The organism is Mahella sp., assembly GCF_020054945.1.
GTDB lineage: Bacteria > Bacillota > Clostridia > Mahellales > Mahellaceae > Mahella.
In genome coordinates this window covers 50,917-65,964 of sequence record NZ_JAIHAU010000009.1, presented here as the reverse complement: position 1 = coordinate 65,964, position 15,048 = coordinate 50,917, and the positions used below count along the sequence as shown (strand labels likewise).

The following is a 15,048-nucleotide window of genomic DNA, read 5'->3' as shown; positions in this document are numbered from 1 at the left end:
TATCATAATAAACCGGATAAAACCTCATACGGCCTTTCGTGGGATTTATGAAAGCGGCCTTATGAAAATGATAACCATAGGCCTAGGTAAACAAAAAGGTGCCGAAACGTGCCATGCTTTGGGTTTTAAGTATATGGCTCAGTTCATGCCGGCCATCGCAAAAGCCGCTTTATCAGCAGCAAACATATTGTTCGGATTGGCTGTACTGGAAAATGCATATGATGAAACATACAAAATCATGGCCATACCGGCCGAAATTATTTCCGACGCAGAGCCCCAACTGCTCGATGAAGCCAAAGCGCATATGCCTCGCATAATGTTTGATCCTATCGACGTTCTTATTATAGATGAAATAGGCAAAAACATCAGCGGCGACGGTATGGACCCCAATATCACCGGTCGTTACCCCACTCCGTACGCCAGCGGCGGCCCATCGGTCAGCAAGATGGTCATACTGGATTTAACCGATGCTACCCACGGCAACGCCAATGGATTGGGAACAGGGGATATAACCACTCGGCGCGTATATGAAAAGATCGATTGGGAACAGACTTATCCCAATGCCCTTACATCTACGGTAACCAATCCGGTAAAGCTGCCCATGGTGCTAAAAAACGACCGGCAGGCTATACAGGCTGCTATAAAGACGTGCAATGCGCCTGTGCTGGAGAATGTGCGCATAGTCCGTATAAAGAACACATTGAAGCTCGGAGAAATATCGATATCACAGGCATTGTTGGATGAAGCGCTGTCCAATTCGGATATAGATATAATCAGCGGACCTTTCATGCTCCCATTCGATAGTAACCAAAACTTATTATAATAGCCGCCATACTACTTTTGGACATATACACTGGCTATATCCTTTATCTCCACGCCGGTATAATAATGTTTAAGTATCTCCTGATAAGTGCTGCCGTTTTTAGCCATACTATTGGCCCCGTATTGACTCATGCCCACGCCATGGCCATAGCCTATTGTTACTATTTTTATATTGTCACCATTAAAATATATCTTGAAATTGGTGGAATTAAGATCGTATATGCTGCGGAATTCTGTGCCTTTTATTGTAATATTACCTACTTTTATCTCCTTAACCCGACCGCTCTCGCTGGTATCCAAGATGCTTATTGAGCTTTTAATATTTTTTGCATTAATGTTAGCATTAGGATAATGTATTTTAAAACTGCTGATAAAGTTTTGAACAGATATATTTTTTTCAGCGGTAAACTTGGGTGCGCTCTCCTCTCCCGCGCTCGTAACGCTTTTCAGGTATGGCAGGTCTTGTGACCATACGTCACCTGAGTTTTCGGTTTTACCACCGCTTATGGCGTGAAAGGCAGGTAATATAGGTTGATCATCGTATGTAATTATCTCACCCGCCGTATCATCTACAGCTTGGGCTATCTTTTTACTGTATACATAATAATTTAACATGCCCCATTTGTTTTTTTGCTCCTCCACTGATTCCCATGCCTGGCAATGCGCCGAGTCACTGCATATATCGGCTCCGGGATGTTTATCGCAACCGCCTTTGCCGAAAATTTGCATTTTATTTACCGCATATGTACGCGCTGCCACCGCTTGAGCCTTTAGAGCTTCCGGTTCGAACAACGCCGGCATTTCCGCCGCCACCACACCTTTGATATATTCCTCTAAAGGTATATTTTCAAGCTTTCCAGCTTTCTCGTTATAGAAGTTTATTCTAATAGACTGAATGTCATCCAGCGACATACCTATTTTATCATCGTCGACTCGGTCTTGTTCAGCAGGCGCAAAATGGTTTATAGATATATTTACTATAATAAACGGAAATACGACCGTTGCAATAATGACCAACACAACGATCCAAAGCATTATTCTTCCCAAGTTTATCCTCTCCCATATAATCATCGGTATTTAATATTATATGATAGATACCGCGGATTTAACATGAGAAATTTTTACACGCTCTATATCTGCCCCCAGCTCGCGCAATTGATCTTCTAAATTCATATATCCCCTATCCACGTGATATATGTCAGTAACCACCGTTTCGTCTTCCGCTATAAGGCCGGCTAATATGAGCGCAGCTCCGGCGCGCAAATCAGTGGCTTTGACTCATCATCTGAGCCTGCATATCGGTAGGAAACCCCGGATATGGCAACGTTTTTATGTCTACGGGTTTATAGGCACGATTCCCTACAACGCGTATGCTATCCTCATGCTCTATTATCTGCACACCCATCTCTTCGAGTTTGGCTTGAACCGCCATTATATGCTCCGATATTACATTATCTATTATAATATCTCCGCCGGTAATAGCAGCGGCTACCATAAATGTGCAAGCTTCTATGCGATCAGGTATTACACAATGTTTCGTTCCTCTAAGTTCTTTGACGCCTTCTATCTTTATAGTATCGGTACCGGCGCCTGTAACGCATGCTCCCATAGCGTTGAGGAAATTAGCCAGATCTACTATCTCCGGTTCTTCAGCGGCATTGGATATAACAGTACAACCGTCAGCCAATGTGGCGGCCATCATAATATTTTCGGTAGCTCCCACGCTGGGGAAATCCAAATATATTTTAGCACCCTTTAATTGATCGGCCCTGGCTTCTATAAATCCTTTATCGTTGCTTATCTCAGCTCCCATCGTAGCTAATCCTTTAAGATGTAAGTCAATAGGCCTGGCACCTATGGCACATCCTCCCGGCATGGATATCCTTATCCTGCCTAGACGAGCAAGTATAGGTCCCATTACCAAAAACGACGCCCGCATCTTTTTAATCAATTCATAGGGGGCCTGATAACTGACCAGGTCCCCCATATCTATATAAAGTACGCTGCCGGATAATTTTAAGCGCGCTCCAAAGTGCTGCAGCATTTTCATCATAACGCGCATATCATCCAGCAGAGGTACGCCCTCTATGATGCTGCGGCCCGATGACAGCAATGACGCTGCCATAATAGGCAGGACAGCATTCTTGGAACCGTTTATCTTTATTTTGCCTTTCAAAGGCTGACTCTTATGAATAACGAACGCATCCTCCACTTCTCGATGCCTCCCAAACTTTATTGCAAGTTTTAAACCCACTAATCATTATACGTTATTATCATGCCTTAGGTTACGATCTACCGCTGAGAAATCCCACCTTTTCAAAGATGAACCAGGATCCTACGAGTTTATTCGTGTGAGTATGTCAATTCAATACTCTACTGTAATAAGCGGCATACCCAACCATACGTCAGTACGGTCATCATAGGAATTATATCGCGCGGCAAGCTGCATATTGGCTTTGCGTCCCTTTATATCGACATAATGCTTTATAGAAGGACTATAAGCGGTCGTACTGCTCAGCTTTTCGGATTTTATGCCCTCCACATATTGTGCATTCAACGTTTCAAAAGCAACGCCATTCAATCTATCGAGCGTTTGTTGTCTAGCCTCGCCTTTAATATGCCCTTTCAGCGCAAGGCTCATATGAATATCTTCGCTGTATTGCTTCAGTCCTTTTTCTATAGATTCTACAATATCCTCCAATTCAGCGTTTTGGATGTCGCCGCTGGCATTTACGGTTATATAAGTTTGCGCATCGTCAGCCCCATTTGGCATTTTGACCGATACGGATACATTACCGCTGTATATATTTATCCAATGTTGTGCCCCATCATCTGCGGCATTGTATCTATAAGGCGTTTTCATGATGCCTACCGCCATTGCCACGTCATTGCCCAACTCCTTGAGGTTTGTATCCCCGCGTCCCTTATTATTTACGTTAATCCACGCATTGATACTATAAACTTCTGGCATTATATCCATATTCATAAATGCTCTTTGCGTTTGTGCGACATCATCGGCCCATGATGTATTTACAGGCGCATAACCTGCCATAATAAGCGTCATGAGCAGTGCGATTGCCGCAAAAATAATGTTGCGCATTGCGTTCTCCTCCAACCATAGCGTATATAATGAAGTATTGCCATGAGACGGCGTTTTATACTGTCATGAATTTAAGCGTTGAGTTTTTGATACACTACTAACATAATATTCGCATCAGAAAGGCGTGATAGTATGAAGGCAAGCGTTGATCCGGAATTATGCATAAGTTGCGGCGTATGTATAGATATATGCCCCGAAGTATTCGATTGGGATGATGACGGCCTTTCCCATGTCATAGTGGATGAAATCCCCGAAGGATTGGAAGATACCGTTGATGAGGCTGCGGATCAATGCCCGACCGAGGCCATTTTGGTTGAGCGTGCCGCGTTTAGCCGTAAATAATATATTTTACCGAGGAGGTTATACTGCTAGATGGAGTCCAGTTTTCCGGCAGAACAATTATTGAATAACATCATATCTCAGCAATATATAGTATCAGATAAAAACAAGCCTATAGACATTGTGGTAGGCATACCGTTTCACAGGCAGAAAGAATCGGTATGCTCTATAATATCCGGTGCTATAAACGGCTTAAAAAAGTACTACAGCGATTCAAACTGCATCATAGTTTGCGTCGGAGCTTATGATGATGAAGATATAATAAAATCGATAGGCGATAAACCTAATGACAATACAGCAATAGTGTCCTTTGTTATGCCTGAAGAATTATCGGGCAAGGGATGGCAAGTACGTGCCATACTGGAAATAGCTCGAATGTATCGAGCCGATGTATTGATGTTCGAAGACGACCTTGTGCGGCCAACACAAAAAAATACCGCAGAAAGCCATCCTGAATGGATAAAGATGATGTTCGAGCCTATACGTTATGGAAACTACGATATAGCCATAGCCTCTTTCCAGAGAAATTATCCTGACAATGCCATATCGTTCTATATAGTTAAACCGATCATAGCCGCATTATACGGATTCGACACAGACGACCCCATAAGCGGTGTATGGGCCGCAACCTGCGACATAGTAGACGAATTGGTTCGACAGATGGAAGAAACATGGCATGCCAACATGTCGGGTTATGGCATAGATACCATAACGGCATGCATATTCGCCACATCGCACAGCAACATATGCAGCGTCAGATTGGGATGGCGACCGGATAAGCCTATGCTTTATGAAAGCGATGCCATACTGCGCGATACCGTTATAACCCTGTTTGAACGCATAAAACATGATGAAGATATCTGGAAAACCTCCCATTTGTTTATAGAACATCCGGATAGCTATGGATTCGGTGACGGACAATGGTTTGTCCGGCCTACGGCAAAATCCGACGATATATTGCGAACATTCAGAAACAACTTTATGCGTTATCGTAATATCTGGCCTCATATACTGCCTGAGAGACTTCACGAACAAGTGGAGCGGTTATCTATGTCCGAATCGGCTAACTTCACATGGGATGAGGATTTGTGGGCCCGGGTTACATATGATATTATACTGGCATATCAGCGAGGCGGAACGTTGTCCCCCGACGAAGTAATTTCGTCTTATATGGTACTTTACAGTGGTTATTTGGCTAACCGCCTTCAACAGATGGAAACTATAGCCTCGCCGGAACATCTGGAGATCGCCGCCATGGTGGCAGAACGCTCCAAACAGCTTCAAACTGCCGCTTTTGTAAGATACAAGGACGAATTTATAAAAGGTTGGAAACAAATCCAGTCCAGAAGGCTGCCGCTGCTGCCGCGCATAAATTATATGGAGTTTATACCCAATATGCCCATAATACTGCCGCATGAGATACAATACAAACAGAACCGCAGCGCCAATACCATAATCATATATCAGAATCTCCTGCATAATTATTCAGATCGATTTTGCAATTGGGCAAGTAAACGTCTCAATATATCTCAAATAGCCGATTCGCAGCAGATAGGCAAAGGCATAGCCGATCTGATGCAGCGAATGGAAGAAACTGTTATACCATCTTGCATAACCGGCGATATATATGCCACAGATACCTTACAATCCTTCATGGATTCAATAATGGCTTCCTTCCCGCACAATAAAGTTTTCACACTTAAAAGCGACATAATAAAGCAACTTTTAGAGATGTTCCCTCCTATAAATCTTATGGTAAATAGAGGCTACGATACCGTAGCCGAGCTGCTACATGATATGGAACCTGCTGATGCCATGGCTTTGGCTTCATTGACCGATGAGCAATTATTTGCATCCATATCCGAATGGATAAAACAAAATGTCAGGCCCGAATATTTTGCATGGAACGATATAAAAATGCTGGCCGTTAAATCGAACGAATGCCCGACGCTTAAGTATACCTTCGTAAATAAATTGGCGGGCAGAGTATTGGCCTGCTGTATACCAAGCGGTACCGGCGGGCTTTTCCCGCGGCTGCGTTATTTTATCCGATTGTGCAAGCATATGGTAGAATTGACGCATTGGTCATATATATGGTCACATTTTGCCGATGAGCGAAGAAAGTTTGGTAAAAAGATAATAAATTCCATCCTTGCCCCGCACGGAAAGGATTTATTATCAGCCTTTAACATAATGGAGGACTGGCATCAGATCGATGTAGCATCCGGCATAGCTTATATGGCCGGTAAATTGCAGGATAAAACTTCAGCCGATATTTTAGAGAGCATAGCCGACGGGTATAGATTGGGCATAACACTGCCCGACGCAACTTTCATGCCATGCTCGGCTTGGACATGGTCAAGCTATAGTTTCAAAGGAGGTAAAAATATACCCTCGCCGACAACGCTGCATGTGGAAAGGGATGCTTTTACTCACGAATTATTGCAGGAGATATGCCGCGCGTTAAATATGCAACCTTCTTCTATTATAGACTGTATAATCGAAATGGCCGGCCGTGGAGAAACCGGCAAAGATATATCGGAGGTTTTATTCGATATCAACTCTGGCGACGAAACCGACATGACCACGGCGCGCAGGGGTATATATATGCCTCAGCCGCCGGCCGCGCAGCTTACACGCTATAACGGCAATCCCGTACTCATGCCGTCGGCTGATAACGATTGGGAATCTCGCTACACCTTAAATGCTGCTGCTCTGCGCATAAAAAACAGCGTATATCTCTTATACAGGGCGGTGGGAAGCGATGGCATATCGCGTTTGGGCCTGGCTGTAACGGATGGATTCAAGGTGCTGGAACGTCTATCACATCCTGTATTCTATCCCATATTGCCTGAAGAACAACGCGGCTGCGAGGATCCACGGCTAACCATCATAGATGAACAGATATACATGACGTATACGGCTTACGACGGTGTAATAGCTCAAATAGCCACCGCTTCCATAAGCATAGATGATTTCATATCCGGCAAAGCCGACGCATGGCAACGTCACGGTATGGCATTCCCCAGATTTGCAGATAAAGATGCCATAATATTTCCCGAGAAAACAAAATACGGCTATGCTATATATCATCGTACCGAGCCTAGCATATGGTTATCCTATTCTCCCACTCCGTATTGCCCATGGCCGCGCGAAGGACATCGCATAGTAGCCGGACCGCGTTCCGGCCTCATGTGGGATGCCAGAAAGATAGGAGCCGGAGCTCCGCCTATAAAAACAAAATACGGATGGCTGCTGATATATCACGGCATAGATACAAATCTGGTATATAGGCTGGGAACGCTGTTGGTCGATATAGACGACCCTTCACACGTCATCTATCGCTCGCCCAATCCTATACTCTCCCCTGAAGACGGTTATGAAAAAGGCGAGGTCGGCAAGAGCTGGGTACCCAACGTAGTCTTCACATGCGGAGCAGTTCCCATGCAAGATAAGGAAGTATTGGATGTAAACGATGAGATCATCGTTTATTACGGGGCTGCCGACACCGTATTATGCGCCGCCGTCGGACGCGTAGGGCCGCTAATAGGCATGGGCTAAATGCTTTCATGTATGAAAGCTCAAGCCGGTGGCTATAATAGCAAAATGCAGTCACATTATGAAACCTCAAATTAATGCAGAAAGAAGGTGCAAGATATGTATAAAACAGTTTTTGTAAGCACGTTTCCTCCGCGTCAATGCGGCATAGCCGCATTTACATCCGATGTCATGAAGTGGCTGAATAGAACAGAACAAGTCCAAAGCACAGCTATAGCGGTAAACGATATAGCAGGCAGCTACAATTACGATAGCAGAACATGGTTTGAAATAAATCAATTTGATAAAGACGATTATATAAAAGCTGCTCGGATAATAAATAGCAGCGATATTGACATAGTGGTCATAGAGCATGAATACGGTATATTCGGCGGTCCCGACGGTATATATATATTAAACCTCGCCGAGCAATTGAGCAAACCGTTTATAGTAACCTGCCATACGGTGCTGCCGCAACCCCGTGGTTATCAACGATATATACTGAGTCAACTCGGCAAATTATCGGCAGCCACGATTTGTATGTCCTCACATAGTAAAGAATTGCTGAGCGATATATATGATATAAGCGAAAATAAGCTCTATATTATACCCCATGGCATACCTGTATTCGATAGGCTTTCACGCAAAGGATTAAAAAAACGATACGGATTTGCAGATAAGAAGATAATATCCACATTTGGATTGATAGGACCAGGTAAAGGATTGGAATACGCCATAGAAGCCATGGCAGATGTATCGAACGCATTCGACAACGCTCTGTATCTGATATTGGGCCAAACCCACCCGAATCTGAAACGCTACGAGGGTGAGCATTATAGGGAGTACCTGGTAAGTATCATAAATAAACTCGATATCGATCAGCACGTACTCTTCGTCAATAAGTACCTCAGTATGCAGGAATTAAATGATTATCTATCCATGACCGATGTCTATGTGACACCTTATCCAGGTAAAGATCAGGCGGTAAGCGGCACGTTATCCTATGCTATGGGCGCCGGCAAGGCTATAGTATCCACGCCGTATATATACGCGCAGGAACTGCTGGCTGATGGCAGAGGATTGATAGCCGAATTCAGCGACCCCAAATCGATAGCCGACAATATAATAAAAATACTGGCTGATCCTGCACTGCAGCGCAGCCTTGAGGAACGGGCCTACGCATATGGCCTTCACATGCAATGGCCTATTATAGGTCAACAATACGATAATCTGTTGCGGCGCATGATTGTATCTAAAGCGCGGGAACCTGAGATCCTGAAAGCCTGAAATTATCAGTCGAATTTTAGTATATTCAATGCCTTATATGTTACAGCATCTACGGTGTGGGTGTACGGCAGCCCATAATCCTTTTTAAATTTTAATAAGGCCGCTTTCATACCCTCACCGTAAATACCGTCTAAAGGGCCGTTATAATACCCGAGCTTTTTCAAGCGTTTCTGTACTTCCATTACCGCCGAATTTCTATCGCCTGGATTCAGCGGTCTCAGATCGGTACCAAATGGCCCGTATGGCCCACCGTATACATAAACCGGCGTACCTACTTTGACCAAATCAAATAACTCCTCGACATGTTTGTTCTGCATCCTGAAGCAGCCATGAGATGACGACCATCCGATCGAATCGGGTTTATTGGTGCCATGTATGCCATATATTCCCCAAGGCACATTAAGGCCCATCCAGCGGGTACCGAAGCCGCTGCCCCAATCCGTTTTCTTTGAAACGATTTGCCATGCACCTATAGGCGAAGGCGTCTTGTATTTGCCCTCAGCCACAGGATATTTTTTTATAACCTTATTGTCTTTAAGCAGATACAATGTATTATCCTCGAGATCGATAAATATCTGCTGACCGTCGCCGGGCGGTTCAACTGCCACGGCATAAGACGCGCCTTCTATGGTCAATTTATCGCTCATGGCTTGTTGCACCGGTTGTTCATAGCTCAATGCATGCTGTATATCGGCTCTCTCTTCCCATAAAGCATATTCCGATGGCGACGTAAAATACCACCATAGCGACAAAGCAACGATACAAGCAATCAACGCAAAAAGGATTGTGCGACGTAACCTTAACATTTACCACCCCTCCCAATATACATTTTCTCATCTATATATATTGAACATGGGCATGAAAAAAGAACATCACTTTATAACCTATTCATTACTTGTCTGACTCTACCTTTATGATTATTTGCTATATTCTTTCTTGTCCCTTTCCATTGTTTCTTCCTTCTAATTCGGGTTGTATCATTGTATTTTTGCAAATATTTTGAATGAACGATAAACCTTTCTTCTGTCTTGCCGATACAGTTTGGTAAGTATAAATACACAACATCTTTATGTAAAAACGCAAAACCCGCTAGCCCTCTAAAGCACTAGACTAGCGGGTTTTTTAACTATTTTTACTGTAAAACTCATAGATCAGGCCAATTATGTATAGAATGTTGTTTACTGGAATTGGATTGACACCATACAGAGGTCGCCGCGATATTTCGCTACAGTATACTCTACATGCCGATTTTGTTCATCGCAGACCATGCTTTCTATCTGAAGCAGAGGCGTACTGGGTGAAATCTGCAGATGCAGCGCTTCACTGGCGGTGGGATATATGGCTCGCAGCGTAGATCTCATGCGCAGAGGATGTATGCCGTATACCGTCTTAAATATGTCATAAAGGGAACTGAACCCCTCGGTATGGGCCGAAAAATCAGGGAAGATATACTCTGGCAACCACGAAACGCTGTAGGTAAGCCGCACCCCATCGGCGTACCGCAGTATTTCCAGTTTATAAGCCTGCTGCCCTTGGGACAGGCACAAGGCTTCGGCCACATCTCGGGACGGAATAAGAAGCTGCTGCGACAGAAGCTCAGCTCCAGGCTTACGCCCCGCCTGTCTTATGATCTCCGAATATTGGGTAATTGGAGTCATAGTATATCGTATATCGATGGGTTTTTCGTTGATGAAATATCCGATGCCTTGGCTGGATCGTATCAGCCCCAATTGTACCAAACGCGCGAGCGCCTGTCGCACCACATACCGGTTTGCGTTAAATCGGCTGCACAGATCTGCCTCCGACGGTAAACGATCGCCTGATCTATATTTATGCTTTATCTCCTCCTGTAGTTTATCGGAAATAGCCAGATATTTGGGGATATTCTTTTTTCGGTTCAGCTCATCCATGGTCATACCCTCGATATAAGGTTTATTCTAAAGCTTATGCCATGCCGTTCAAAACCCAAGCTATCATAGAATCTATGAGCGGCCTCCCGCTTTATATCGCTGGAAAGCATAAGCTTGTAACAGCCTTGGGCTTTTGCCAAAATCATGGCCTCCTCCATCATCCGGTGCCCTATGCCCTTGCCCCGATGGTCAGGGTTAACCACCACGTTCTCCACAATAGCGAAGGGTTTGCCACCATGCCCGAGGTTATGGACTATCAAGAGCGCAAATGTGCCCACTATGGCCGGCGGATCAGCGGCTTCATCCTCGGCTACAAAAATCTTGTAGTAGCTGTAGCCGTTCATGGCCTCCCATATGCTTTGTGCCTGCGGTGACGGCATATTGGCATCCTGATCTATTTCCTCCAGCAACCCGCATATGGCGGACAATTCGTCAGCTTTCATCTCCCGTATTATCATACCTATTCTCCTTATCGTTATCCTTAGTTATAGCATACTCTGCTTCCCAACCATCGCCTAATGAACATTTGCCCTCAAACAAAGTGGATCATTTCCCGCAATATTTTTCCAGAAAAACGTCGAGATCGAAGAAATCCGCAAAGCGCTCCTCCAAGAGATGTCGGGGCCAATCCCACCACGCCACCTCCGTGAGCTTATTCGCCACATCCTTTGGAAAACGCTCTCGTATGGGCTTTGCGGGCACGCCCGCTACTATCATATACGGTTCCACATCCTTTGTTACCACAGCACCGGCGCCCACCACTGCGCCTGTGCCTATGACGACTCCGGGCAACACGATGGCGCCATGCCCTATCCACACATCATGGCCTATTACCACCTTATTAGCTTTGCGCCAACCAAAAAAATTCTCATCATCCGTATCCCCAAATCCATAGGCCGCTCGCCTATAGGTGGCATGATGCTGCATAACCCTTCCCATGGGATGGTTGCCGGGGTTTATGCATACATGAGACGCTATGGAACAAAACTTCCCTATCTCGGAATATATTATGGTGTTATCCCCTGCCGCATAGCTATAATCGTTAAAACTGGATTCCATTAGGATCACATTAGGTCCCAATGCCGTCCATTGCCCCAGGCGGCTGTCCACCACCTTCGACGTAGGATGCGTGTAACCTTGCTCCCCAAGCATACCTTTCGACCAAATATTCACATGCCCTACCTCCTTTATGCGCTTTCAACTCGGCAAACCTTTGTTTGCCAAGCCGCCAATTCCGGCCATTGATCCTCGTAGCGTTCTCGCAGTTCGTGGATTATATAACCATTATAATGCGGCAAAAGGGTCTTGTATATTCCATCCATGGGTATGCTGCCATGGCCTATAGGCATATGCATATCCCCTCGCCCTCTGGGCACCAGCTCGTATTGATCCTTCTCCCATGAATAGCATGGTTTGCCAAAATTGTCGTGCATATGCACGTGTATTATATAAGGTAGCATGGCTTTCAATTCATCGGTCATATCCAACCCATATATGCGCGAAGCTATATATAAATGGCCTACGTCCAGCGTTATGCCTATGTTGCTGTGTCCTATGGCCTTTACCTGTTCTACTAATCGCCGGGGTATCTCGGCGTAGCAATAACCGTGATAATCCAGATACGGCCTCATGTTCTCTATGCCTATGAGCATATCCCATGCTTTTGCCTTATCGCCGGCCTCTCTCAAGACCTCCCTCTCTTTCTCTAAAAGTCTCTCCTGTTGCAGCGGACTGTATTCCGTCCAATCCCGCGGACATAAAAATTCGGTCTCAGCTACAAACCTGCCGGGATGATAGACCATCATAGGCGCGCCCATTATCCCGCTTACCTCCAGTGACGCCATTAGCAACCTGTGCTCGCTTTCAAAATCCTCCCGGTAAAATATATTCATGTCCAACGGCGCATGGACAGTATACTTTAAATCAAACCGCGCAAGAAGCTCCATATACATCTTCAACCGCTTATAATCTATATTGCCGTTTACTATAACGTCCATACCCTCGATTGGGACCTCCACTGCTTTAAATCCCAATTGGGATATCTTAGCCAACTTCCTTTCCAGCACATCCATTTCCCTTACCGCCCGATTATCCATCAGGCTGACTCCGACAGCCTTAATGCCCACCTTTTATCTCCTCTCTATTGTAATAATCCTGCTTTTGGCAATGGAGCTCATAAACCACATCGCCTCCGACCAATACCTTCTCCAGCACGGGGCGTACCCCATGCTTATTTATCAAGATTAAATCCGCTTCTTTGCCTACCTCTATGGAGCCACTGCACCTCGCTATACCCAAAGCCTTGGCCGGGTTTAACGATACCATATTCACAGCGTCGTTTGCCGGATATCCCAAATCTTGCAGGTAAAACACTGCATGCAAAAGCGCCGGCGGATAATAATCAGAGCACAGTATATCTGCAGCACCGGCTTTAATGCTATCAAGCGCCGAGAGGTTATTGCTGTGGGACCTGCCCAGCAGCACATTCGGAGCACCCACAGCCACGTGCAAGCCCTCTCGGTGCGCCTTGTTCGCCACATCCATATCGACTGGAAACTCGCTTATGCACGCATGCCATCCCTTGACAAGCTCCAGTTTTTCGATTGAATCATCATCATGAGATGCCAGCGGTATACCGCAGCTATAAGCCAGATCTGCTAACCGCTGTAATTCGTCGGCATCCAATACCGCCATCTGTTGCCGTTTCTCTAAAAGACGGACTACCTCCCCATCTGAAAGGGCATACAGATCCCTATAGATTCTCTTTTGAACCTCTAGATCCCTAAACTGGCCCTGCCCCGGAGTATGATCCATAAATGACAGCTCATCTATCGAACCTTCCCGCAGCATTTGCTCTACGATGGGTACGGCCGATATATTGTTTATCTCAAATCGTAAATGTATCTTATGCCTTATCAAGCCACAGCTATTCGCCATGCGACGTATATCATGTACCATGCGGCGGACTGCACCATTGGTACGCAATTGATTTCCTCCGCTCTCGTTAAACATGGATATAGAATGAAAGATTGTAGTGATACCGCAACCCATCAGCCTGCGTTCCAATTCATAAAAAGCCACATCAAAAGGAAAACTGCTGTTGGGGCGCGGCTGCATCTCCCTTTCGATGGCGTCGCTATGGCAATCTATTATGCCCGGCAACACCCATCGACCCGAGGCATCCATATCCCCCTCCTTATAAGCCACCGAAGGCCTTTCTTCAATGGCAGCGATCTTGCCATTCTCCAAGATCAAAGCGGCGTTTTCCATAATGCCAAAGGGCATGACGAGCTTGCCACCTGTTATGCGCTTTACAGACATCATGACATAGCCTCCGCTCTCTTCGCGATATCGTTTCTTGCGATGACATCGCCCATGTTAAGAACGCTGTCAGCCACTCGTTTCATGGTGTCTTGATCGTGAAATATGCCCACCATAGTTACCCCCTCTTGCTTCATTTTCAAGATAAGCTCCACTACATGTTGTTTCATTCCATCATCCAAAGATGCGGTGGGTTCATCCAAAAGCAGTAATCGGGGCCGAGTTATAAAGCCCCGCGCGAGATTGATGCGCTGTTGCTCTCCGCCGCTGAAGGTGGCTGGATAAGCATCCCACAGATCCTTCGGCACATGGAGCATCTCCAGCAACAACTGCGCCCTTTGCCGGGCCTGCTGCCACGTATAATCGAATGGGATCAGCCTCCCGGCCACCACATCAATTGCTGTCACCCTGGGTATCACTTTTAGAAATTGGGATACGTATCCTATCTCCTGCGCCCGCAATAGGCTTATCTGTCTCTCTGAAGCATTGGCGAGATCGATTTCCCCAAAAAGCGCTGACCGATACCATACATGGCCCGACGTAGGCAGATATGTACGGTATATGCATTTCAATATAGTCGATTTGCCGACGCCGCTGGGGCCGGCTATACCCAGAAAACACCCTTGAGGCACCTCGAATGATACGCCATCCAGCGCGCATACATCTATGTCCCGTGTCAGGGCCAGATGAAAGCGCTTAACTAATGATTCCACCTTTAATATATAAAACACC

At 45.5% G+C, this 15,048-nt stretch carries 12 protein-coding genes and 2 pseudogenes; 4 read left to right on the top strand and 10 right to left on the bottom strand.

Features of this window, described 5'->3' with window-relative positions; all coding sequences use genetic code 11:
* Positions 1–823: pseudogene (locus JG770_RS03450) on the top strand (hypothetical protein); the annotation flags it as partial.
* 11 nt (positions 824–834) lie between these two features.
* Here the strand turns inward: JG770_RS03450 and spoIID are convergent.
* From spoIID to JG770_RS03435, 3 genes and pseudogenes are all read right to left on the bottom strand, one after another.
* Positions 835–1,869, bottom strand: a complete 1,035-nt coding sequence (spoIID, locus tag JG770_RS03445) for a stage II sporulation protein D (protein WP_291955239.1) — start codon at positions 1,867–1,869, stop codon at positions 835–837.
* 36 nt (positions 1,870–1,905) lie between these two features.
* A pseudogene (murA, locus tag JG770_RS03440) lies at positions 1,906–3,034 on the bottom strand (UDP-N-acetylglucosamine 1-carboxyvinyltransferase).
* A gap of 153 nt (positions 3,035–3,187) precedes the next feature.
* Positions 3,188–3,922, bottom strand: a complete 735-nt coding sequence (locus JG770_RS03435) for a YwmB family TATA-box binding protein (RefSeq protein ID WP_291955238.1) — start codon at positions 3,920–3,922, stop codon at positions 3,188–3,190.
* A gap of 132 nt (positions 3,923–4,054) precedes the next feature.
* Between JG770_RS03435 and JG770_RS03430 the strand changes: the two genes are divergently transcribed.
* From JG770_RS03430 to JG770_RS03420, 3 genes are all read left to right on the top strand, one after another.
* Positions 4,055–4,264, top strand: coding sequence for a ferredoxin (locus tag JG770_RS03430; RefSeq protein ID WP_291955236.1), 210 nt, complete (start codon positions 4,055–4,057; stop codon positions 4,262–4,264).
* A gap of 30 nt (positions 4,265–4,294) precedes the next feature.
* On the top strand, positions 4,295–7,822 hold the full coding sequence (locus JG770_RS03425) for a glycosidase (protein WP_291955233.1): 3,528 nt from the start codon (positions 4,295–4,297) through the stop codon (positions 7,820–7,822).
* 96 nt (positions 7,823–7,918) lie between these two features.
* The gene (locus JG770_RS03420) at positions 7,919–9,085 is read left to right on the top strand and encodes a glycosyltransferase family 4 protein (RefSeq protein ID WP_291955231.1); all 1,167 of its coding nucleotides are present in this window, start codon (positions 7,919–7,921) and stop codon (positions 9,083–9,085) included.
* A gap of 5 nt (positions 9,086–9,090) precedes the next feature.
* Here the strand turns inward: JG770_RS03420 and JG770_RS03415 are convergent, their stop codons facing one another.
* The 7 genes from JG770_RS03415 to JG770_RS03385 all read right to left on the bottom strand — a co-directional run bounded on the left by JG770_RS03415 (position 9,091) and on the right by JG770_RS03385 (position 15,029).
* On the bottom strand, positions 9,091–9,891 hold the full coding sequence (locus JG770_RS03415) for a L,D-transpeptidase family protein (protein ID WP_291955228.1): 801 nt from the start codon (positions 9,889–9,891) through the stop codon (positions 9,091–9,093).
* 372 nt (positions 9,892–10,263) lie between these two features.
* Positions 10,264–10,995 (bottom strand): GntR family transcriptional regulator, encoded by a 732-nt coding sequence (locus JG770_RS03410; RefSeq protein WP_291955225.1) that lies wholly within the window; start codon positions 10,993–10,995, stop codon positions 10,264–10,266.
* Between the two features lie 2 nt (positions 10,996–10,997).
* The gene (locus tag JG770_RS03405; protein WP_291955222.1) at positions 10,998–11,453 is read right to left on the bottom strand and encodes a GNAT family N-acetyltransferase; all 456 of its coding nucleotides are present in this window, start codon (positions 11,451–11,453) and stop codon (positions 10,998–11,000) included.
* Positions 11,454–11,541: 88 nt separating this feature from the next.
* Positions 11,542–12,147, bottom strand: coding sequence for a DapH/DapD/GlmU-related protein (locus JG770_RS03400; protein ID WP_291955245.1), 606 nt, complete (start codon positions 12,145–12,147; stop codon positions 11,542–11,544).
* A gap of 35 nt (positions 12,148–12,182) precedes the next feature.
* Complete coding sequence (locus JG770_RS03395) at positions 12,183–13,121, bottom strand: sugar phosphate isomerase/epimerase (RefSeq protein ID WP_291955219.1); 939 nt, start codon at positions 13,119–13,121, stop codon at positions 12,183–12,185.
* Positions 13,111–14,319 carry an alpha-D-ribose 1-methylphosphonate 5-triphosphate diphosphatase gene (locus tag JG770_RS03390; protein ID WP_291955216.1) on the bottom strand — a complete coding sequence of 403 codons (1,209 nt, stop codon included), beginning with the start codon at positions 14,317–14,319 and terminating at the stop codon, positions 13,111–13,113. Before JG770_RS03390 ends, JG770_RS03395 begins: the two co-directional genes overlap by 11 nt.
* The gene (locus JG770_RS03385) at positions 14,316–15,029 is read right to left on the bottom strand and encodes an ATP-binding cassette domain-containing protein (protein ID WP_291955213.1); all 714 of its coding nucleotides are present in this window, start codon (positions 15,027–15,029) and stop codon (positions 14,316–14,318) included. Before JG770_RS03385 ends, JG770_RS03390 begins: the two co-directional genes overlap by 4 nt.
* Positions 15,030–15,048: the final 19 nt, after the last annotated feature.